The organism is Thiomicrorhabdus hydrogeniphila (assembly GCF_054656895.1).
Genome location: NZ_BAAHXL010000001.1, coordinates 1,308,952 through 1,328,952 on the forward strand (window position 1 = coordinate 1,308,952; position 20,001 = coordinate 1,328,952).

Below are 20,001 nucleotides of genomic sequence, written 5' to 3' on the forward strand. Positions count from 1 at the left end.
TCTCTCGTTGATTTAGTGTTGCTTATCAAATTCATCTTTCCAGGCTCTTAAATGCGCAAATAAACTGCTTGGCGATTCATCTGCACCACGGGAAATGAGTTTGGCTTTAAGTTCAGGCGTATCAAATCTTAAAAAAGGATTGGTTGCCTTTTCTTCACCTAATGTAGACTGTGGCCCTAAATGTTCTGCAGGGTAGACGATATGGGTTTCTTTTATACGATTTTGCAATGCCATATTGTCTGGTTCAACCAGTTGTGAGAAGCTTAAATTCGTTTGGGTGTATTCATGTCCACAATAAAAACTGGTGTTATCGGCAAGCTCGCGAAGTTTTAGAATAGAGTCAGTAAACTGTTCAACAGTACCGCCTAATATTCGGCCACAACCGGCGGTAAATAAGGTGTCGCCACAAAAAAGAGCTTGATCATTGTAATATGCAATGTGGTCCTTGGTATGACCTGGCGTATCTAAAACTTTAAATATAAATTCATTAGTGAGGTTTATGGAATCGCCTTCTTTACATCTGATTTGTATAGCTGGGAGTTTGGCTTTTTCTGGACCGTATACTAACGCCTCCGGAAAATGCGTTAAGATATCGGCTATACCATCAATATGATCAAAATGGTTGTGAGTGACTAAAATGGCTTTGGCGATAAGTTGGTGTTTTTCTAGAAAATCAATAACTTGCTTAGATTCACCTGGGTCAACAATCCAGGCATGCTGAGAGCTGTGAATAATCCAAATATAATTGTCATAAGTGCCAACAAGTGCGGGTAAGCCAACGATATTCATAAAGATACAAAACCAATTGTTATAATTGGTCATTATTCTACCAAATTTATACATAAAAGTACTTGGAAAAGAGCCATGAACCTGGGATTTCAGCAGTTTTTATCAAAATGGTTTACACATTCACCCGGTGAGGTGATATATGAGCAAGAAAAACGCTTGGTTGATAAAGCTTTGCATAACCTATTTGGTTATTTTTTAGTGCAATTGGGTTGTGTGTCTAAGCACAGTTTATTAGGTAATAGTCGTATAAAAAGTAAGCTGTTAGTCGATGAAGTAATCTCGCCTAAAATGATAAATTCTCAAGAGTTTTGTTGGATAAAAGCGGAACTTGATTTTTTACCTATCGGTAAGGAAAAAGCCGATGTTGTATTGTTACCACATACCTTGGAAACCATTGATGACCCTTATTATTTACTAAGGCAAGTAGATAGTATGTTATTGCCAGAAGGTCATATTGTGATTACGGGCTTTAATCCTTTTGCGTGTATGCCTTTTAGGTTAAAACATATTTCTAAGTTATCTGGTTTTAAAAAGGCGCACTTTCGTCGTGTATCCCGTTTAAAAGAATGGCTTGAAGTTTTAGGTTATGAAATTGAAACCATAGAATATACTTCTGTAATGTGTTTTACGCAAAACGAAAAATATAAAGCTTGGGCAAAAATTATAGAAACTTTAGAAAATGCTCTAAAGAAAATTGGTTTTGATTTTGGCAATGTTTACTGTTTAGTCGCTAAAAAAAGAGTCGATTCTCCCACGCTAGTTGGGCTTAAATGGCATTTACCAAAATGGCAGCGTGTCCGTAATGGAGCAATGGCTTCACAGCGTTCTGGATCTTATAAAAGAAAAATAAAACAAGATAACAACAAAGGGTAAAGTAGAGAGTTAATTTTTAATGGCACTTTTTTATTTGAATCTATGCTTAAAATTAAATAACAGCAAAAAAGTGGGTTTTAGCTGTTTTAATTGTGGTTTGACTTGTGCAGAAGTTTCTTTGTTCCTTTAGTTTAAAAAATAGAAAGACCTATCATTACGAGATTTACCAGGCCTGGTAAAATATCCCAATTCTTCAATAAATAAGATAAATCATGTCAAAAAAGACCAACCAAATAGTGTACGCCTTTACCGACGGCGGTTGCCGTGGAAATCCAGGCCCAGGGGGTTGGGGTGTATTACTTAAGTACGGAAAACATATTAAAGAACTTAATGGTTTTCAAGATAATACCACTAATAACCAAATGGAACTTATGGCGGCAATTCAAGCCTTTGAAGTATTAAACCGAGAGAGTGTTGTGCATATAACGACAGATTCTCAATATGTTAAAAACGGCGTTACTCAGTGGATGAAAGGTTGGAAGCAAAAAGGCTGGAAAACCGCAAATAATCAACCCGTAAAAAATAAAGAACTTTGGTTGCGACTTGATAAAGCCTTACAAAATCATCAAGCAGAATGGTTTTGGGTAAAAGGCCATTCAGGACATCCAGAAAACGAAAGGGTAGATGAACTTGCTAATCTAGCGATTGACCAACTGCAGAGAATGGGGAAGTCATGACAAATGATGAATGATGAATGATGAATGTAAGTTATTCATCATAAAACAATCCATGTTTAAACATCAAACATTAAACAATTACCAAACAATGCTTTCATCGGCTTTTTTAGAAATCTCTTCAAGCTTTTTTTGATGCAGAAGAATTTCAGAATCCGTGGCTTTGATTACTCTTAATTGAGGTCTGTCTGTTCTTACTCGCACTTGAATATCTTCATTATTCGCATTTTGTTGGGTATCCGCATTGAGTATTAACGCGGTTTGTCCACCCGTCATAGCTAAATAAACATCGGCTAAGATTTCTGAATCGAGTAAAGCGCCATGAAGAGTTCGGTTTGAGTTATCAATGTACAACCTTTTACACAAGGCGTCTAAAGAGTTTCTTTGCCCGGGATAGGTTTTACGAGCCATTTTCAATGAGTCAGTTATGACACAATGATCTTCAATTTTTCCCCATTTATTGTTGGGTAAAAGCGAGAGCTCATGATTAATAAATCCCACGTCAAACGGGGCATTGTGAATAATCAATTCTGCACCCGTTACATACTCCATAAAAGCATCAACCACTTTGGCAAATTTAGGCTTATCTTTCAAAAAATCATCGGTTATACCGTGAACATCAATCGCATCTTGCGGTACAGATCTTTCAGGAAAGATATATTGATGATAATTGTTGTTGGTTAAACGGCGTTTAACCATTTCAACAGCACCAATTTCAATGATGCGATCACCATTGTGCGGGTCAAACCCAGTCGTTTCAGTATCTAAGATAATCTGGCGCATTTATATTCTCTTTACGGTAAAATATTGTCCATTATTTTAAAGCATAAAAGCCATTCATATTAAATTAAAAGTTTCAAAGGACGAATTATGAGAATTAAAAAGGGCAGCCGCGTAACCTTTCATTATGAATTACGTGACGATAAGGGCAATATCATTGATTCAACATTTGATTCAGAACCGGTTATTTATATTCAAGGTGAAGGTGAAATTATTGAAGGTTTAGAAGAGTTTTTAGAAGGTGAAGAGCCAGGCTTTGAAGCAAAAGTCACGATTCCACCAGAAAAAGCTTATGGTGTTGCAAGTCAGGATTTAATTGTGTTTGCAGGCCCTGAAAACTTTGATGATAATGTTGAAATTGAAGTAGGTTCAACCGTAGAAACAGAAGACCCAGACGGAACTACCGTAGTATTTAGAATTATTGAAGTAACAGAAGATAAGGTCTATTTAGATGGCAACCATCCATTAGCTGACCAAACTTTAGATTATAAAGTAGAAGTCCTAGAAGTCCATTAAAACGGTTAGATTGTCCTCTAACACCGCTATTTCTTCGTCAAAAACGGTCGAGTACTTATTGTACACTCCCTTGTTTTTCCTTGAACTGGCAATGTTATAGAACAATCTAATTCGTTTTAACCGTTACGATTACAAGTTCTAACGCCGCCATTTCTTTATCAAAAACGGTCGAGTACTTATCGTACACTCCCTTGTTTTTCCTTGAACTGGCAATGTTATAGAAAAATCTAACTCGTTTTAACCGTTACGATTACAAGTTCTAACACCGCCATTTCTTTATTAAAAACGGTCGAGTACTTATCGTACACTCCCTTGTTTTTCCTTGAACGGGCAATGTTATAGAACAATCTAATTCGTTTTAATAATCGCTGCAATAACGGTTCACCATCGTTAAGACATTAAAAAGCCCGGTTGAATATAAATTCAATCGGGCTTTTTTGGTTGCTTGTTTTAGAGAGAGTTAATCGTCTAAATTACCGCATTTTAAGTTACCAGGAACGGCAATATCAATACGTTTTGGATTTGGTAAGTTTAAACCATCCATAATGGTAGTAAAGTCAGTAAACGCTTTACCGTTACCAGCTCTAACATTATATTGTTTTTCTTCACCAATCGTACTTTGACTAAATCCTTTATAGTCATGGGCAGGGAATACCAAAGTATCTTCAGGAAGGGTAAATAGTTTAGTGGTTAAAGAGTGGTACATGCTTTCATTGCTGCCTAATTGAAAGTCAGTACGACCACAGTCACGAACCAATAAAGTATCGCCTGTAAAGGCTGCGCCATCAATTAAATAGGTAATGTCATTATTGGTATGCCCAGGTGTGTGCATGACTTTAATTTCTTGTTCACCTAGTTTAAATACATCACCTTCTTCAGCCAAAATGTCGGCACACTCTGAACCTGAATTTTTATGTACGACTATTTTAGCGTGAGTATGCTTACGCACAGGGCCAGCACCCGTAATATGGTCGGCGTGAATGTGCGTTTCTAATAAGTATTTAACATTCAGTCCAAGTTCTTCAATATGCTGAATATCGCGATCTACTTGTTCTAATACACAGTCAATTACAGCGGCCTCTTTGGTCGTTTCATCCCATACTAAGTAAGTGTAAGTCCAAGTATCATAATCAAATAATTGTCTAATTTTCATGTTGTCGGCCCTTATATTTATGGGTATGCACTAAAAGAAAGCGAAAAATTATTAGCTATTCTATTTGCTATAATGACGTTTTTCAAATCAACTTGAGGCATACCGCTTCAATTTGCATATAAAAATTTTATCTGGTTATTATCTATTGTTATGGCAAATACGTCAACCCCACATCTATCTACCCAAATTCCAACCCCGCAAAACATTATGCAGGCTATTTCTGGTTGTTTAATTAAAGACCGCCATTATTTGCAAAGAGATTTTACAAAAGGGGGCTTTGCAAATTTAACCCCAGAAAATTTAAGCGAGCAGGCCCTAGAAACTAACCAGGCCTGGCAAAATTTATTAAGCAAGCTATCACACTCATTAACTAAGGTGGCTGAACGCAAAAAAAATCTACCTAAAATAGAGTATGACGATGCGTTACCCGTGGCCGCTAAAAAAGACGATTTGGTTGAGTTAATAAAAAATAACCAAGTGGTGGTTATTGCAGGTGAAACGGGGTCAGGTAAAACCACGCAAATTCCTAAAATATGTTTAGAAGCGGGGTTAGGTATACACGGTAAAATTGGTTGTACGCAACCAAGACGGCTTGCTGCACGTAGCGTGGCCGAGCGTATTTCAGAGGAGTTGGGTTCATCACTTGGACAAATTGTTGGTTATCAAGTGCGTTTTTTAGACCAAGTGCATGACAACAGTTTAATCAAGGTTATGACCGATGGGATTTTATTAGCCGAAGTACAAAATGATCGGTATTTAAATCAGTACGAAGCCATTATTATTGATGAGGCGCATGAGCGTAGTATTAATATCGATTTTTTACTGGGTATTCTTAAACAGCTGTTGTCTAAACGCCCCGATTTAAAAGTGATTATTACTTCCGCCACTATTGATACCCAACGATTTGCAGACCACTTTACAATTAATGGTAAACGTCCTCCTGTTGTTGAGGTTTCTGGTAGAACTTACCCGGTTGAATTACGTTATCGCCCCTTGTCTGTTTATGAAGACGATGCGGGTAATGAAATTGAGCAAGATATGGTAACTGGTATTATTGATGCCATTGATGAACTGGCACATGAAGACCCGTTTGGTGATGTACTGGTGTTTCAAGTGGGTGAAAGAGATATTAAAGAAACCGCTGAAGCTTTGCGTAAACATCAGCTAAAAAATACTGAAATTGTGCCGCTTTATGCCCGATTATCCATGAGTGAACAGCAAAAGGTATTTCAAACATCGCAAAAACGCCGCATTATTTTAAGTACCAATGTCGCCGAAACTTCGCTTACTGTGCCCGGTATTAAATATGTGGTTGACCCAGGCCTGGTAAGAATTAGCCGTTATAGTGTTCGAAACAAAATTCAACGTTTACCTATTGAAAAAATATCACAGGCCTCTGCCAATCAAAGAAAAGGGCGTTGTGGTCGTGTAAGTAATGGTATTTGTATTCGTTTATATGACGAAGAGGACTTTAACGCTCGTCCAGAATTTACCGATCCAGAAATTCACCGAACCTCTTTAACGTCGGTTATTTTGACCATGACTCAGTTAAAACTGGGTGCGGTAAATCGTTTTCCGTTTATTGAAGCACCTAGTGATAAATCCATTAACGATGGTTTTAGGCAGTTACATGAGCTGGGCGCTTTAGACGAGCAACGTCGTTTAACAGATGAAGGTCGACAAATTGCTCGTTTACCGATTGATCCAAGTGTGGCCAAAATGGTGGTGGAAGCGGATAAAAATGGCGTATTACATGAGGTGTTAATTATTGCTGCGGTATTAAGTATTCAAGACCCACGCGATATTAATGAAACCACCATGCAAGCAGCGCGTACTGCGCATAAACGTTTTGAAGACCCACGCTCTGATTTTTTATTTTTCTTAAATCTTTGGCGTTTTTATGAGCATCAACGCCGTCATTTAACGCAAAATAAATTACGTAAACTCTGTAAAACCAATTTTCTCTCTTATATGCGAATGAAAGAGTGGCATGAACTGACTTTACAGTTAGAACAAAGCCTAAAACGCATTGGTATGAAAATAAGTGAATTGCATTTATATGAAGAGGTGCGTAAAAAAGGTCCGCAAGGTCAAGAAGGTGAAGTTACAGAACGCTTAAGTGATATTCACAGTATGGCCGTGCATCGTTCACTTTTAGCAGGCCTGTTAGGCAACTTGGCAACCAAAGATGATGAAAAATCGTATTTAGGCGCACGCAATACCAAGCTATTTATACACCCAAGTTCAAGTTTATTTAAACGTAAACCTAAATGGATGTTGTCGGCAGAGTTGGTTGAAACCAGTAAACTTTATGCTCGAACCAATGCGGTGATTGATGTGCATTGGGTAGAAGATTTAGCCAAACATTTAATTAAGCACAGTTACAGTGACCCACATTGGCAAAAAAAGACCGGCCAGGTTGGGGCTTACGAATCTATTACTTTATATGGTTTGCCAATTGTTACGCGTAGACCTTGCAATTACGGGCCAATTAATCCAACAGATGCGCATAAACTGTTTTTACGCCACGGTTTAGCACAAGGCGAGTTGTATACTAAAGCGGCCTTTTTTGTGCATAACCAGGCTTTAATTAAAAAAATAGAAAAGCTTGAACACAAATTGCGTCGTCCAGATTTTTTGGTGGATGAAGACGTGCTGTATCAGTTTTACGATGAACGTATTCCAAAACATATTTACAGTAAACCCGCATTTGAAAAATGGCTTAAAAAGACAGAAAAATTAGCGCCAGAAAAAATTAAAGAGCTGTTTTTAACCGAACAAGATTTAATGAAACAATCGGCGAGTGATTCCTTATTAAGTGACTTTCCTGACCAAGTGCATTTAAGTAATCAAATGTCTTTAGAGGTGGATTATCACTTTGAGCCAGGCAAAAAACGGGATGGCCTAATTTACCATCTACCGTTATCTACCTTAAATACGGTAAATTCAGAAGATTTTGAATGGTTAACACCAGGCCTGCTAAAAGAGAAAACCGCATTTTATATAAAGTCTTTGCCTAAATCACTGCGTAAACAGTTTATACCTGCGCCGCAATATGCGGATTTAGTGCTAACAGAAATGCAGCCTAATAAAATACTCAGCGGATCTAAAAAAGAGCCTTATCTTAACCAATTAGTTTGGGCATTAAATCGGCGCGCGAATGTAAAAGTTTCGCTCAATGACTTAACCGATGTGGTTTTACCAGATTACCTTACGCCTTTTTTTGTTTTAGAAGATGATAAAGGTCGTAAACTGGCAGAAAATAGTCAGCTAAACGCCTTAAAAGATGAATACCAACATTTAGTTGAAGCTAAAATACAAAAGCATCAAGCCAAGCAACAATCACAAGATACCGTGGTTACAGAATGGAATTTTGGGGATCTGGCTGATAATCAAACCATTAAAAACCAAGGCAAAGACATGCTGGCTTACCCAGCACTGCAACTGCAAAATAACGAGATTGTTTTGGGTTTGATGGGCGAACAACAAGCCGCATTACAGCAACATGGCCAAGCCGTATTGGTGTTGATTGAACGTTTATTGGCAGATAAATCAAAATATTTACAAAAAAAGCTCCCTATGCAAAAAGCCTGTTTATGTTACGCACCTTATGGTACTTGCCAAGACTTAACCCAACAAGTAATTGATAGAGCATTGCATGATTTAGTGCCCAATCCACAACAAATTCGTAGCCAGCAAGCCTTTACTGAAACACTTAATCTTGTGCAATCTAATTGGATTGATATGGCTCAACGCATTGCCAAACAGGTCAATACCATTTTTACGCATCATCAACAAATTGCTAAACAAGTGCGTGGTAAAGTAAACCCACGTTGGTTGGCTTCGGTATCCGATATACAACAGCAATTGGATGGGTTAATTTCTAAAGATTTTGTACGCAACACACCCGATTTTTGGTTTAAACAAATTGACCGTTATTTAAAAGCCTTACAAGTGCGTTTAGATAAGTTAGATTTAGATCCCAATAAAGATCAAAAATCGATTCGTGAAATACAGCCTATACTTAAAAAATATCAAGAAATTGCTCAAGAACCGGCTTATCAAGATTTACCAGGCCTGGTAAATATTCGTTGGATGATTGAAGAGCTGCGTATCTCCTTGTTTTCACAGCCAATAAAAACCATTAAACCTGTATCGATTCAACGAATTGAAAAACAGATAAAAGCGTTATAGATAAAGAATGCTTATGCTTTTAAAGAACATAATATGTCTATATAGAAAAGTGATCTTAAGCCTAATCATCTTAGATTAAGATTTATTCATAGTGATAGCGGATTCTACTTAATTACTTGTTTAAGAGGTTAAAGCGTTTTACACTATAGAAAGAATAATTAGTTTTAAGTATGTATACAATAAGGATACGACAATGAAAAAACGTTTTAACTTCAAGACAACCGCATTTTTATCAACAGCAATTTTGAGTTCAGCGTTATTTCTAGGCGGCTGTTCTGGTGATAATGACGATGCAACACAAGCCAAAGCACCAGAAGCAGCTAGTACAGCTGCTGCACAGGCTCCTGCAACTCAAAATACAATGGATGTTAAGCAACCCGCACCAGCTTCAACACCTAAAGAACCATTGCAAGCAACAACTGATACGGTTGTGGGTAATGAAGAAACCGTTTCTGAGGTAGAAAAAAATCTAGATGCTATTAAAGAGCAAGTATCAACGGATAAAGTTGAAGATGCTAAGGAAGAAGCGGCTGCCGTTGTTGCCACAGCAGCACCATCAGGTGAAAAAGCGTATGCAACTTGCGTAGGTTGTCACGGTGCTAAAGCTGAAGGGGGTGTTGGTCCTCGCTTAAACAATCAAAAGCCTGAAGATATTGTTGCTAAGCTTGAAAAATATAAGTCTGGCGAGCAAATGGGGCCAATGACAGCAATGATGGCTCCAATGGCCTCTGGTTTAAGTGAAGCAGACATGAAAGCCATTGCAGATTATGTAACTACACTGTAAATATAAGTTATAAAGAGTAAGTTTGAGCCTAGGCTTAAAATTTATTCGGTCTTAGCGTTAAAAGCACCTTTATAGGTGCTTTTTTTATGTATTTTTTAACTTATTTTTTGTCATTGATAATTTTATGTTTTTTGGTTTTAAAAATTAACCACGAAGACACAGAGGCACGAAGATTTAAGAACGTGTGAAAACTATTAATAACATGGCTCATAAATTTTAACTTATTTGTTATAAGTGCGGTCTTTGCATGAATCAAACCACGGTTAAAAATGAATAAAAATAAGGAAAATTAGATCGTATTTTTTACACGCACCTCACTTGTGCAAAGGACTCAATTGCATTATTTATATGGTTTAAAAACTAAGAAATTATTACATTTAGAACGATTGTTACTTTCAATAAAATAGCTGTTAAATTATAGATTTCTTTGTGCTTTCGTGTCTTCGTGGTTTTTTTGTTTATAAAAATCGAACAAAACTTACCTAACTTTTATTCTATGTGTTTCACGCCAAAATTTACCTTGTTATGGTTTAATACTCACATATATGCAATGAGAAATCTAATTTTGAATACACCAACCGAAAAACGACTGAATAAATACATTAGTGACTCAGGCTTTTGCTCTCGCCGTGAAGCCGACCGTTTTATAGAGCAAAATCGAGTCACCATTAATGGCAAACAACCAGAGCTAGGCAGTAAAGTACAGCCTGGTGATGTGGTAAAGGTAGATAAAAAAGTCATTAAAGCCAGTGCTGAAAATAAATCAGACCGTATTTATATTGCCTATAACAAGCCCATTGGTATTATCTGTATTACTGACAGTAATATTGAAGACAATATTATTGATGCCATTGGGTTTCCGCAAAGAATTTTCCCAATTGGGCGTTTAGACAAACCCTCAGAAGGCCTGATTTTTTTAACCAATGATGGTGATATTGTTAATAAGATTTTGCGTGCAGAAAACGCGCACGATAAAGAATACATCGTAACCGTAGATAAACCCATAACCGACCAATTTGTTGACCACATGTCTCGTGGCGTACCCATTTTAGGCACGGTAACCAAACCTTGCAAAGTCACTATGCAGAGTCGTTATGTTTTTAAAATGATTCTTACCCAAGGCTTAAATCGTCAAATTCGCCGTATGTGTGAACACCTAGGTTACGAGGTCACGCATTTACAGCGTTCACGTATTATGAATGTAGAATTAGGTAACTTAAAACCAGGACAGTGGCGTTATTTAAGCGAACAAGAAATGAGTGAAATGAATGAGGCGTTAAAAGACTCTAAAAAAACCGCCAGTGGTGTGCGTTCAGGGCCTAAAGCACAAAACTTTACTCGCCAAGAATATCGTCAAATTTTAAGAGAGCGAGAAGAAGGCAAAAAGTTAGCCGACATTGCTAAATCTTCAAAAAATTCAGAAAACACCAAAAAGCAGGGCGCCAATAAAGCTAAACGCTCATCAGATAAAAAATCAATAAAAGTACAAAAAGTACCGCGTGCAAATACCCTGCGACTAAAACCTAAAAATAATAAAAGATAGTTAAATATCAAAAGGTATCTATATTCTGTGATTGATTATTCAATATTGTAAAAAAATCAACCACGAAGACACGAAGATTTAAACATCACGATTTAAAGTAATAAGTACTTTATATCTAATACGTTAGAACGAATAACCTATTACATTTAGAGACCTTTGCACGAGACAGGGGCACAAGAAAAACAAGATAGAATTCTTTAGATTTAGGCTAAAAAATACGCATAATAACGAGTTATTGGGCGGATTTTTTAGCTTGAAGATAGAGGATTATAGCTGTTTTTATGTGTTCATGGTCTCGTGTAAAGGTCTCTTTAGATTAATTATTCGTTTAAATAAACAAGTGTTAGATTTTAGAATTCTTCGTGCCTTAGTGCCTTCGTGGTTAAAACTTCTGTTCTATTCATCAACAAGCTGGCGTTTAGTTATCCAAACTAAATGATAGCCATGCACGGTTTTAATAGGGCCAATCACACAGTTAAGTGGGGCATTGCTAAAAATGACCTCAGCCATTTCAGTTACAATAATTTCAGGTTTCACCAAACCAATATCCCCACCAATTTTTGCCGAAGGGCATTTTGAATATTCTTTAGCTAAAGCACTAAATGTCTCTAAATTCTCTATTTGCGGAATAAGCTCTAAACAGGCTTGTTCCGTGTCTAATAAAATATGATGTGCTTTGGCACGAGAATCTGGGTGAATCATAAAAAATTATTCCTAAATAAAAGTATCCTGATTTTACGATATTCACTGTATGGATACATTCTAATTAAATCCAAAATCTAAACTATATACGTAAAACTATTTACTTAACATGAAGTTTTGCTCTATTATGGATAATCGTTATTATCAAATACTCCATTTTATTCTGCTTAAGGTGTTTTATTCGTGTTTTCTTCAATGTGGAACTGGTTGCATCAAGCCTATGCCGTAACATGTGAAAATCCAAAATAAACCGTTAAATCAAAGTTTGTTGGTCTTTGTATTTTGTTTTGTATCATTTTCAGTGTTTACCAGTGAATCGGTTACTAGTAACTTGTTGGTTTAGTGGCTGGTTTGAATAGAATCAAGATAGTTCATTGAGGTAGATAGCAGGTTTAGAGATTAGTTAGGATAGCACAATGGCAGATGTAATTAGACTAGGCGTGTTTTTAACTGCCATTTATGTAAAAAATGCTTGTTAATTAATGTAAGAACCGGACAGTAGTCTTTAATTTTTTTGATAAGCTATTGATTTTAAATTAATAAAAGTTGTATTTTTTAAAAATACTGTCCTGTTTCTCCAAGAAAATTTGTTATTAACGCGGGTTCATTCTTTCTGGTGGAGCAACAACCTGGTATTGCTGTAAGTGATGATCATAAATATACCATGAACCTCTGGCATTATAATAAATACGGTGTTCATAACGTACCACTCTATGATTTGCGGGGATTTGATTTACTCTAACACCTATTGGTGCGGCAATAACTTGGTAGCCGTTTGGTGAGTTGCGGTAAAACACACCATCAGAATAATATTGGTCTGGGCCAGCAGGCGCATGTTTTTTGGGAAGCGTGGCAATAATGCTGCCAATCACAACACCTGCACCTAAAAGAATTAGGCCGTCCGCATTGCCACCACCACCATGACCGCCGCCACCCATACCTCCTCTTGGTGCAGCGCAAGATGATAAAAGTAAACTGCTCATTAGGCCTAGAATAATACTTGTTTTCACGATTGTGCTCCTGCAATGTCTATTTTGTGTTGTGACTTTTATCTTTGTGGCCTATTGTTTGCAGGTACGCAAGCTAATTCACCTTCTCCTTGAGGCGGTGTTTTACATGTACCTGTCATTTCACCGCGAGATGATGTTACCGTACAGCTTTGTCCTGCACTTTTACTTTCACAGGCGGTAAATGCTTCAGCAGGAGGTTTTGCTCCTTTGCCATCTTTTTTGCCACCACCTTGTTGATTAGGGCCGCTAGCACAGGCGGTGATAGAGAGTGTTGTCATTAAAATAAAAAATGTTGAAGCGATTGCTTTAGTTTTCATTGATCTGCCTTTTGTATTGTGAGTTATTGATTTGAATTTAAAGTATAAAAAGCAATTAAGGGCAAATTAAGGATGCAATAAGGATTTTTAAGTGGATTTAATGATGGTTGTGAAGACTGCCGTTTTGATAAAAACAGATGATTTACCAGGCCTGGTAAATTGAGTTTATGTTTGCAAGAGGCTATAAAAAAGTAGCTGGTATCTGCTTTATTTTGGAGGTTATTTATAGTCTTAAGCAAAATTTTAAGGTTTGTTGATATCTGTATAAATAATACTATTTCTGTATTAGGTAAGAATGGGGGTAGTTTTTACAATAGTTGGGTATACTATAATCTTGAAAATTTTGGTAAAAAGTTTAATTTTTAAATATGACAAAGAATCAACGTTCTGTTTTTTTTACAGTATTAATATTAGTTTTTGTAAGTCTATCAACTAAGGCCTTTGCGGTTGATGGTAGGCAGATTATTTACCTAAATGAGGCGGAAAAAGCAGTACTCATGATAGAGATGCGAAATTTTTTGCGTGGTAGTCAAGAGGTGTTAGATAACTCTTTAAAAGGCGATTTAACATTGGTGCATAGAACGGCTAAACCCCTGGGCGTTAAAATGTTAAGAAATTTGCCAAAAGATATGACGGCAAAAATGCCTAAGACCTTTTATGCCATGCTTAAATCGTTACATTATGGGTTTGCAGAAATTGCAGATGTGTCTAAACGTCCAGAGACTGAACCTAAAGTAATCATGCAAAAATTGGCGAATATGCAAAAACTTTGCGTTGCTTGCCACGCCAATTTTCAGTTAAAAATTAAAAACTGATTGTCTTTAACTTTTATTAGTCTTGTTCGTAGTCAAAGTCGTCTTCACTTAACGCTTCTTCAAGTTCTTGAGCTTTAAGTTCAGCAGGCTTTTTACTGCGTACAGCAGGTTTAGCAATTACTTCTAAATAAAACGTTTCTAGGTTTTCTGCTAGGGCTTTATCTACGTATTGGTTAATTTCAGCCTCGTGTATTTCAACACAGTTTTGGGCATCGGCACCATATTTACAATCAAATGCCCAAAAATCAGAACCTTTTGGTAGTGCTTTTGTACGCTCGCGTTTTAGGTATTTTTTTACTTCACTTTTAATGGCATCGGCTAATCGAGCTGGCTTAATTTTATCGTGAGTAAGTTTAAATGTCTTTTTCATGGTGTTCCAATTTTAAATAGGGTTTTAAGTATGTGTGGATTATAGAACATTTTACTTTTAGGCTTTATTTATTCTCAATTTACCAGGCCTGGTAAATCATTGTTTTTTATATTTTCCCCAGTTTTCTTTAGACTTTATATAAAGTTGCTCTACTTTTTCTCTTGCCCAAGGCGTTTTTCTTAAAAAGGTTAGACTAGATTTTATAGAAGGATTGCTTTTAAAACAGTTAACTGGAATTTTTTGAGCAAGTCCTTCCCAACCATAGTGTTCTTCAAGTTCCGTTACAATGCTTTTTAGGGTTAAACCGTGTAATGGATCTTTTGGATGTTGGCGTTCTTTATGGTTAGTATCGGTCATGATTTATCTTCTTGGTTTCTATTTTTAGCTTCTATCCATTGTGCCATATATTTTGTACTTTTATGGTGATGATGGTTGAGCATGGAACCCATAAAGTTTTGGGCTCTATGTTGGTTTATATTGTTTTTTATATAATTGATTTGGTTAATCAGTGTATATTCAAAATTGTTATGGTTATGTAAATCTTTATTGTTTACATAACGTTGCAGGGCATTTTTAAAACCATAGGTTTGATGTTTTTGCCAGGCCTGGTCATCTTGATAAAGTGTCACAGCGGCGTTGGCAAAGTCAGAAGCATTATTAGCAATGGCGCCTGGCCAATGTTCTATATTTTGACTGAGCATCGATTCTGAACCTATTAACGTGGTAACGCTTGGCGTACCGTTTAACATGGCTTCTGCTAGTTTACCTTTAATGCCTGCTCCAAATCGTAAAGGCGCTAATAATACCTTGGCATTGGCAATCACCTCATAGGCATCTTTAGCCCAACCTTTTACTAAAAAACCTTGTTTATGATTATGCAAAGCGGTGGCTTTGGGCGGTGGGTAAGCACCATAAATATGCAGTTCTGCTTGTGGTAATTGTTGGCGAATTAAAGGCCAAATGGCTTCTTTTAACCAAAGTACGGCATCCCAATTGGGTTGGTGCCTAAAGTTTCCTATGGTTACAAAATGTTGTCGTTGTTCAAAACTTGGCAGCAAAGTGTTTTCTACGGGTTGATACAAAAATGGTAAATAGTGTAGTTGTGATTTTGGTATTTTAAACTGTTGTTGTAATAACTCTATTTCAAACTCAGAAATCATTAAGGTAAGGTCACACCTAAAAATAGCGGCCATTTCTCGTTTAGCCAGATCTGTGGTGGCCATGTTTTTAAATAAATAGGCCTGGTTAGTAAGCTGTAAATTAGTTAAATCTAACTCTTTAGATTGATTTTTTAGATTTGTTTTTAAATGGGCTTTTAATAAGTTTTCTCGGCACGCTCTAAGCGAGTGTAAATCTTCGGTATTGAGTATTCGTACTGCTTTGGGAGCGTATTGCTCTACACGCCAACCAAATTGTTCTTCCATCATAAAACGGTCAAAAATTACCAGGCCTGGTTGTAGTTCTTCTATAAAACGGTCAAAACGGCAATCATTGAGTTCAATGTTCTGTTCTTTAATACCCAGAGATTCTAAGTTTTGTTTATGTTCCCCCAGGTTTGCAGGGCTGGCAAAGGTAATTTGCCAATCATCATTTTGCAAAACTTGAATAAGCTGCATCATTCTTGTGCCAGCGGCAGAAGAGTTAGGTTCTGGCCAAACATAGCCAATAATTAAAGCAATTTTTGGCGTATCGATTGGTGTATCGGTTGGCGTGTCAATATCCAGATTTGAGTCCGACTGACTTATTTTTATTTTATTCAATGTGACGCTGACCTTGTTCCGTTAGACTCTATTTTGGTGAGACAAAGGTTGAATTTATAGATTTGAGACCTATATTGTAAACGGGTTGCTCGGTTATCTGTTTAAAAAGTCAGTGAATTGAGGGTAGAATAGATTTTAATGACTAAATTTGGTTTTATTAATAACGAAATCGAACGAATCTTAATTGAGAGAATATATGAAAAACAGCGCATTAAAAACGTTACTTTTAGCCAGCTTGTTTGCTTTAACGTCACAGGCTCATGCAAGTTTGTGGGACGATACTAAAGCAACGGCCTCATCCGCTTGGCAAAAAACCAAAGAAACTTCTCAAGACATAAAAGAAGGCGCGGTGCAAAAGTGGCATGAAGTTTCTGCGGATAAACCTAAAGAATCGGGTGATGATTCGGGTTCTTTGTCAGATATAAAAAAATTAGGCGATAAAGAAACCTATGTTAAAGCGTGGGAAGGCATTAAAGAAAGTGCTAAAAATCCAAATAAACCCAATGTAGATGAAAACGGTATTCCAAAATCAGAATAAGCGCAATAACAGCGTACTAAATTTGACCTTATATCTTGATTAATCTATTTTTATAATTAAGTGTGACGTTGCAAAAGAATATAGATGTAGTAAACCGTTGTTGTGAACAGCGGTTAAATGGAGTGAAAATGTTACGATTAAAACCAGGATTTATTACGGCCTTAAAAGGGGCTGGGGTCTTTGCCTTTTTATTAAGCAGTTTAGTTACGGTATCGAGTTTATCGGGCTGCGAAAAGGTGGCGAACAGCGCTAAAAATATTCAGTCTGACTGGGTTGGCTTAAAGCGTAATGTTGAAATTTATAGCTGCATGACGGGTAAGTTAATTAAAAAATATCGTGGTGATGTGCGTATAAATCCAGAAGATGCTAATGATATGTCTTTGTTGGTTGATGGTAAAAGAGTGCATACTAACCTGTGCTACATTATTTCTGAAATTGGCACTAAAGAAGAAGCAATAGATAAACCAAACTTTAACCATGAATAGGTTTAGTAAGAATAGATGAATTAAATATGTGGTTTTGTTCAATATTTATACAAGATTGAATAGCCCATTTTTAAAAGAATTCTGCTATGATGTTGGGCATGAATGACCAGGCCTGGTAAAAGGGCTGTAATGAATAAAATAACAGATTAAAGTGACGGTGAAGTGAATGCTGAATGAATTAGCTACAAACCAACAAAAATGTAGCCAATCTACAAAAAATACAGGTATTAAAATCTCTAAAATCAAAACAGTAGGTGTACTGTTGGCAGGTTTAGTGGCTGTAAATTTAACAGGTTGTTCAACCGTTGGTAAAGGTGTCAATGCCGTAGGTTCAGGTGTTGTTTATGCGGCTGAAAGTGTAGATAAAGCCATTAGTAATGTTGAAGTCACTAAGACATCTACCGATAATTTTACATTAACAGAAACATTTAATGAGCCTGTAAGAAGTTTAGACAGTTGGTCTTTGCGCATTGAATCACGTGAACTTTGCCCTAACGGATATATTTACGTTAATCGTTTTGCTCATAAAACATCAGAATTTGCCTATTCAGATAATCAGTGCGAAAGTGATATGTCTTGCGAGTATAAATTACAGTGGAAAATTAAGTGTCAAGATGTACCAAAAGAACCATTTAGCTTATTTGGTAAAACTTAATATGGCTTAGGTGAATGTAAGGCTCTTTAGGTTAGGCTTTAAACAAAAACATGGATGTATTTAAAAGCCACACACAGTTTGTGGCTTTTTTGTAGCTTTACTTATTTTAGAGTACCCAATTTGTGCTTATTTAAAATAACTTAGCAAAATGAAAGAGCAGTTTAATTGTAAAGAAGGTGTCTTATCAGTATTTTAACTCGGCATTACATTTGGTTAATCGCTTTATCTTCTATTGCCGTTTGGCAAGCGTTAGAGATACAAACTTGGCCAAAATCTTGGCTTACTTTAGTTGAATATGCGCCTTTTGCCATTATGGTTGTGGGTGGTTTTGTTAGTCTTTGGTTAAATCGTATACAGCCATTTCTAGTGCTGTTTTCTATTTTCTTGGTCAATCTACTGTTTGTCTATTTTGCACCTTCTGAACAGGTTTCTATTGCCCAGTCGGTTCTTTTTCCTGTTGTAAGCCTGTTACTGCCTTTAAATATTTTTGTATGGAGTTTATTACCAGAAAAAGGCATTCAGCATCAGAAATACAATGGATTTGTGGCGAGTATTTTTCTATTGCAAGCGCTGTTCTTTTATTGGTTAATGACCGAACTTCCTTTAGGTTTGGTTGAAAATATTTCTTTACCGGTTATTGCAAATTCAAAAATTTATCATCTTACTTTTGTTAGTACCTTAATGTTTTTAATTGCCGGTTTTGTTTTATCTATTCGATTAAATTCACTGAATCAATTAAGAATATTTAATCACTCTGTGGTGTTTATTCTTTTGCTTATGGCTTTTGCCTTAAACCAGTATATGCATGATGGGGTTTTAGCGTGGGTATCGACTATCGCAGGCTTAATGATTATTTTGTCATTAGTGTTTGACGCGCATCACATAGCGTATACCGATGACTTAACCGGGTTAAAAGGGCGCAGAGCCCTTAATGAATCGTTTATGGGGTTAGGTAAGCGATATGCTATGGTAATGGTGGATATTGATCATTTTAAACAGTTTAACGATACCTATGGGCATGATGTAGGTGACCAAGTATTAAAAATGGTTGCCGCTATTTTAGATACCGTGTCAGGCGGTAAAGCGTATCGTTTTGGTGGTGAAGAATTCACCTTGGTTTTTAAAAACAAATCCGCAGATTATATTATTCATGAGGTAGAACGATTGCGGGTTGATATCGCCAATGAGGCGGTTTGTGTAGAAGTAAAAGATAAGTCTGCACCGGCAAAACGTAATGCAAAACGTAATGCAAAACCAACCGTAAAAGAAGTCAGTGTAACCATAAGTTTGGGCTTGGCTGCACCAGATAAACAACATACTACACCAGAACAAGTACTTAAATTTGCAGATGAAGGTTTATACAAAGCCAAAAAATCTGGGCGTAATAAATTAGTGGTTTCAAAAGCCGCTAATCAGCCAGTTAAAAAATCAAGAGGCAAAAAACCGCCCATAATTGATAAAAATTAAGATTATTAATTTCAATATAATCTGTTTATAACACATCAAATAATAAAGGTAGCAGCATGACCAGTAATACCACTTCAGCTCTTCCCGTTGTTAAGGACAACAGCGAAATAGCCATAACATTTAAGTTAGAACTTTTAGATGGCACGCTTGTGGAAGAGTCCGTAGAAAATGAACCTTTTCAATTTACATTAGGTGATGGAACATTTATCTCTACTTTAGAAGAGTTGTTGGTAGGACTAGAGTTAGGCACACAAGCTAAATTAACGCTGTCACCTGAAAGGGCATTTGGATTACCAGATCCTGAAAATCATCAAACCATGCAAAGATCTGACTTTCCAGCGGAGATGCCTTTAGAGATTGGTCATGTTATTGGTTTTAACACGCCAACAGGTGATGAGGTTCCTGGTACGATTCATGATGTGACAGAAAATGAAGTCGTTGTAGACTTTAATCACCCACTTGCGGGTGAAACGGTTATTTTTACCGCAAAAATAGAAAAGATTTTGAGTTAATGATTAAGGCTTAATAGTCATTGGTCATTGGTCTATTGACTAAAGACCATCAAACCAAAATTAT

General features: G+C 36.6%; 21 protein-coding genes. 12 read left to right on the forward strand and 9 right to left on the reverse strand.

Annotated features, from left to right (window positions below; all coding sequences use genetic code 11):
• Positions 1-12: 12 nt before the first annotated feature.
• Positions 13-789 (reverse strand): hydroxyacylglutathione hydrolase, encoded by a 777-nt coding sequence (gene gloB, locus ACYQ0E_RS05900; RefSeq protein WP_460187317.1) that lies wholly within the window; start codon positions 787-789, stop codon positions 13-15.
• 75 nt (positions 790-864) lie between these two features.
• Between gloB and ACYQ0E_RS05905 the strand changes: the two genes are divergently transcribed.
• Both ACYQ0E_RS05905 and rnhA read left to right on the forward strand, forming a co-directional pair.
• A complete protein-coding gene (locus ACYQ0E_RS05905; protein WP_460187318.1) occupies positions 865-1,662 on the forward strand; it encodes a methyltransferase domain-containing protein in 798 nt (265 codons plus the stop codon).
• 212 nt (positions 1,663-1,874) lie between these two features.
• Positions 1,875-2,339 carry a ribonuclease HI gene (gene rnhA / locus ACYQ0E_RS05910; protein ID WP_460187319.1) on the forward strand — a complete coding sequence of 155 codons (465 nt, stop codon included), beginning with the start codon at positions 1,875-1,877 and terminating at the stop codon, positions 2,337-2,339.
• 78 nt (positions 2,340-2,417) lie between these two features.
• On the opposite strand, the gene dnaQ is transcribed toward rnhA, so the two are convergent.
• On the reverse strand, positions 2,418-3,119 hold the full coding sequence (dnaQ, locus tag ACYQ0E_RS05915; RefSeq protein ID WP_460187320.1) for a DNA polymerase III subunit epsilon: 702 nt from the start codon (positions 3,117-3,119) through the stop codon (positions 2,418-2,420).
• An 87-nt stretch (positions 3,120-3,206) separates the two neighbouring features.
• Between dnaQ and ACYQ0E_RS05920 the strand changes: the two genes are divergently transcribed.
• Positions 3,207-3,632 carry an FKBP-type peptidyl-prolyl cis-trans isomerase gene (locus ACYQ0E_RS05920; protein WP_460187321.1) on the forward strand — a complete coding sequence of 142 codons (426 nt, stop codon included), beginning with the start codon at positions 3,207-3,209 and terminating at the stop codon, positions 3,630-3,632.
• A 460-nt stretch (positions 3,633-4,092) separates the two neighbouring features.
• Here the strand turns inward: ACYQ0E_RS05920 and ACYQ0E_RS05925 are convergent, their stop codons facing one another.
• Complete coding sequence (locus ACYQ0E_RS05925) at positions 4,093-4,785, reverse strand: MBL fold metallo-hydrolase (RefSeq protein ID WP_460187322.1); 693 nt, start codon at positions 4,783-4,785, stop codon at positions 4,093-4,095.
• Between the two features lie 150 nt (positions 4,786-4,935).
• Here ACYQ0E_RS05925 and hrpA point away from each other — a divergent pair, with 150 nt between their 5' ends.
• From hrpA to rluF, 3 genes are all read left to right on the forward strand, one after another.
• On the forward strand, positions 4,936-8,979 hold the full coding sequence (hrpA, locus tag ACYQ0E_RS05930) for an ATP-dependent RNA helicase HrpA (RefSeq protein ID WP_460187323.1): 4,044 nt from the start codon (positions 4,936-4,938) through the stop codon (positions 8,977-8,979).
• 193 nt (positions 8,980-9,172) lie between these two features.
• Positions 9,173-9,763 (forward strand): c-type cytochrome, encoded by a 591-nt coding sequence (locus tag ACYQ0E_RS05935; protein ID WP_460187324.1) that lies wholly within the window; start codon positions 9,173-9,175, stop codon positions 9,761-9,763.
• Positions 9,764-10,328: 565 nt separating this feature from the next.
• The gene (rluF, locus tag ACYQ0E_RS05940) at positions 10,329-11,306 is read left to right on the forward strand and encodes a 23S rRNA pseudouridine(2604) synthase RluF (protein WP_460187325.1); all 978 of its coding nucleotides are present in this window, start codon (positions 10,329-10,331) and stop codon (positions 11,304-11,306) included.
• A 396-nt stretch (positions 11,307-11,702) separates the two neighbouring features.
• Here the strand turns inward: rluF and ACYQ0E_RS05945 are convergent, their stop codons facing one another.
• From ACYQ0E_RS05945 to ACYQ0E_RS05955, 3 genes are all read right to left on the reverse strand, one after another.
• Complete coding sequence (locus tag ACYQ0E_RS05945; RefSeq protein ID WP_460187326.1) at positions 11,703-12,008, reverse strand: peptidylprolyl isomerase; 306 nt, start codon at positions 12,006-12,008, stop codon at positions 11,703-11,705.
• A gap of 593 nt (positions 12,009-12,601) precedes the next feature.
• Complete coding sequence (locus ACYQ0E_RS05950) at positions 12,602-13,018, reverse strand: DUF6515 family protein (RefSeq protein ID WP_460187327.1); 417 nt, start codon at positions 13,016-13,018, stop codon at positions 12,602-12,604.
• A 38-nt stretch (positions 13,019-13,056) separates the two neighbouring features.
• Positions 13,057-13,335 (reverse strand): hypothetical protein, encoded by a 279-nt coding sequence (locus ACYQ0E_RS05955; protein WP_460187328.1) that lies wholly within the window; start codon positions 13,333-13,335, stop codon positions 13,057-13,059.
• 368 nt (positions 13,336-13,703) lie between these two features.
• On the opposite strand from ACYQ0E_RS05955, the gene ACYQ0E_RS05960 reads away from it, so the two are divergent.
• Complete coding sequence (locus ACYQ0E_RS05960) at positions 13,704-14,150, forward strand: hypothetical protein (RefSeq protein ID WP_460187329.1); 447 nt, start codon at positions 13,704-13,706, stop codon at positions 14,148-14,150.
• A gap of 16 nt (positions 14,151-14,166) precedes the next feature.
• Here the strand turns inward: ACYQ0E_RS05960 and ACYQ0E_RS05965 are convergent, their stop codons facing one another.
• The 3 genes from ACYQ0E_RS05965 to ACYQ0E_RS05975 form a co-directional block, all read right to left on the reverse strand.
• Positions 14,167-14,520: a DUF6172 family protein gene (locus tag ACYQ0E_RS05965; RefSeq protein ID WP_460187330.1), complete on the reverse strand. Its 354-nt coding sequence runs from the start codon at positions 14,518-14,520 to the stop codon at positions 14,167-14,169.
• A gap of 96 nt (positions 14,521-14,616) precedes the next feature.
• Positions 14,617-14,877: a VF530 family protein gene (locus ACYQ0E_RS05970; RefSeq protein WP_460187331.1), complete on the reverse strand. Its 261-nt coding sequence runs from the start codon at positions 14,875-14,877 to the stop codon at positions 14,617-14,619.
• Positions 14,874-16,280, reverse strand: a complete 1,407-nt coding sequence (locus tag ACYQ0E_RS05975) for a glycosyltransferase (RefSeq protein ID WP_460187332.1) — start codon at positions 16,278-16,280, stop codon at positions 14,874-14,876. The genes ACYQ0E_RS05970 and ACYQ0E_RS05975 overlap by 4 nt, the downstream gene beginning before the upstream one ends.
• 196 nt (positions 16,281-16,476) lie before the next feature.
• On the opposite strand from ACYQ0E_RS05975, the gene ACYQ0E_RS05980 reads away from it, so the two are divergent.
• The 5 genes from ACYQ0E_RS05980 to ACYQ0E_RS06000 all read left to right on the forward strand — a co-directional run bounded on the left by ACYQ0E_RS05980 (position 16,477) and on the right by ACYQ0E_RS06000 (position 19,937).
• On the forward strand, positions 16,477-16,818 hold the full coding sequence (locus ACYQ0E_RS05980) for a hypothetical protein (protein ID WP_460187333.1): 342 nt from the start codon (positions 16,477-16,479) through the stop codon (positions 16,816-16,818).
• Between the two features lie 128 nt (positions 16,819-16,946).
• The gene (locus ACYQ0E_RS05985) at positions 16,947-17,303 is read left to right on the forward strand and encodes a hypothetical protein (protein WP_460187334.1); all 357 of its coding nucleotides are present in this window, start codon (positions 16,947-16,949) and stop codon (positions 17,301-17,303) included.
• 166 nt (positions 17,304-17,469) lie between these two features.
• Positions 17,470-17,958 carry a hypothetical protein gene (locus tag ACYQ0E_RS05990; RefSeq protein ID WP_460187335.1) on the forward strand — a complete coding sequence of 163 codons (489 nt, stop codon included), beginning with the start codon at positions 17,470-17,472 and terminating at the stop codon, positions 17,956-17,958.
• Positions 17,959-18,324: 366 nt separating this feature from the next.
• Positions 18,325-19,425, forward strand: coding sequence for a GGDEF domain-containing protein (locus ACYQ0E_RS05995; protein WP_460187336.1), 1,101 nt, complete (start codon positions 18,325-18,327; stop codon positions 19,423-19,425).
• Between the two features lie 56 nt (positions 19,426-19,481).
• A complete protein-coding gene (locus ACYQ0E_RS06000; protein ID WP_460187337.1) occupies positions 19,482-19,937 on the forward strand; it encodes an FKBP-type peptidyl-prolyl cis-trans isomerase in 456 nt (151 codons plus the stop codon).
• The last annotated feature ends 64 nt before the right edge of the window (positions 19,938-20,001 follow it).

Excerpts from the sequence above, each read along its gene's own strand:
- gloB (WP_460187317.1), bottom strand. The coding sequence starts at position 789 with ATGAATATCGTTGGCTTACCCGCACTTGTTGGCACTTATGACAATTAT.
- ACYQ0E_RS05905 (WP_460187318.1), top strand. The coding sequence starts at position 865 with ATGAACCTGGGATTTCAGCAGTTTTTATCAAAATGGTTTACACATTCA.
- rnhA (WP_460187319.1), top strand. The coding sequence starts at position 1,875 with ATGTCAAAAAAGACCAACCAAATAGTGTACGCCTTTACCGACGGCGGT.
- dnaQ (WP_460187320.1), bottom strand. The coding sequence starts at position 3,119 with ATGCGCCAGATTATCTTAGATACTGAAACGACTGGGTTTGACCCGCAC.
- ACYQ0E_RS05920 (WP_460187321.1), top strand. The coding sequence starts at position 3,207 with ATGAGAATTAAAAAGGGCAGCCGCGTAACCTTTCATTATGAATTACGT.
- ACYQ0E_RS05925 (WP_460187322.1), bottom strand. The coding sequence starts at position 4,785 with ATGAAAATTAGACAATTATTTGATTATGATACTTGGACTTACACTTAC.
- hrpA (WP_460187323.1), top strand. The coding sequence starts at position 4,936 with ATGGCAAATACGTCAACCCCACATCTATCTACCCAAATTCCAACCCCG.
- ACYQ0E_RS05935 (WP_460187324.1), top strand. The coding sequence starts at position 9,173 with ATGAAAAAACGTTTTAACTTCAAGACAACCGCATTTTTATCAACAGCA.
- ACYQ0E_RS05945 (WP_460187326.1), bottom strand. The coding sequence starts at position 12,008 with ATGATTCACCCAGATTCTCGTGCCAAAGCACATCATATTTTATTAGAC.
- ACYQ0E_RS05955 (WP_460187328.1), bottom strand. The coding sequence starts at position 13,335 with ATGAAAACTAAAGCAATCGCTTCAACATTTTTTATTTTAATGACAACA.
- ACYQ0E_RS05960 (WP_460187329.1), top strand. The coding sequence starts at position 13,704 with ATGACAAAGAATCAACGTTCTGTTTTTTTTACAGTATTAATATTAGTT.
- ACYQ0E_RS05965 (WP_460187330.1), bottom strand. The coding sequence starts at position 14,520 with ATGAAAAAGACATTTAAACTTACTCACGATAAAATTAAGCCAGCTCGA.
- ACYQ0E_RS05970 (WP_460187331.1), bottom strand. The coding sequence starts at position 14,877 with ATGACCGATACTAACCATAAAGAACGCCAACATCCAAAAGATCCATTA.
- ACYQ0E_RS05980 (WP_460187333.1), top strand. The coding sequence starts at position 16,477 with ATGAAAAACAGCGCATTAAAAACGTTACTTTTAGCCAGCTTGTTTGCT.
- ACYQ0E_RS05985 (WP_460187334.1), top strand. The coding sequence starts at position 16,947 with ATGTTACGATTAAAACCAGGATTTATTACGGCCTTAAAAGGGGCTGGG.
- ACYQ0E_RS05990 (WP_460187335.1), top strand. The coding sequence starts at position 17,470 with ATGCTGAATGAATTAGCTACAAACCAACAAAAATGTAGCCAATCTACA.
- ACYQ0E_RS06000 (WP_460187337.1), top strand. The coding sequence starts at position 19,482 with ATGACCAGTAATACCACTTCAGCTCTTCCCGTTGTTAAGGACAACAGC.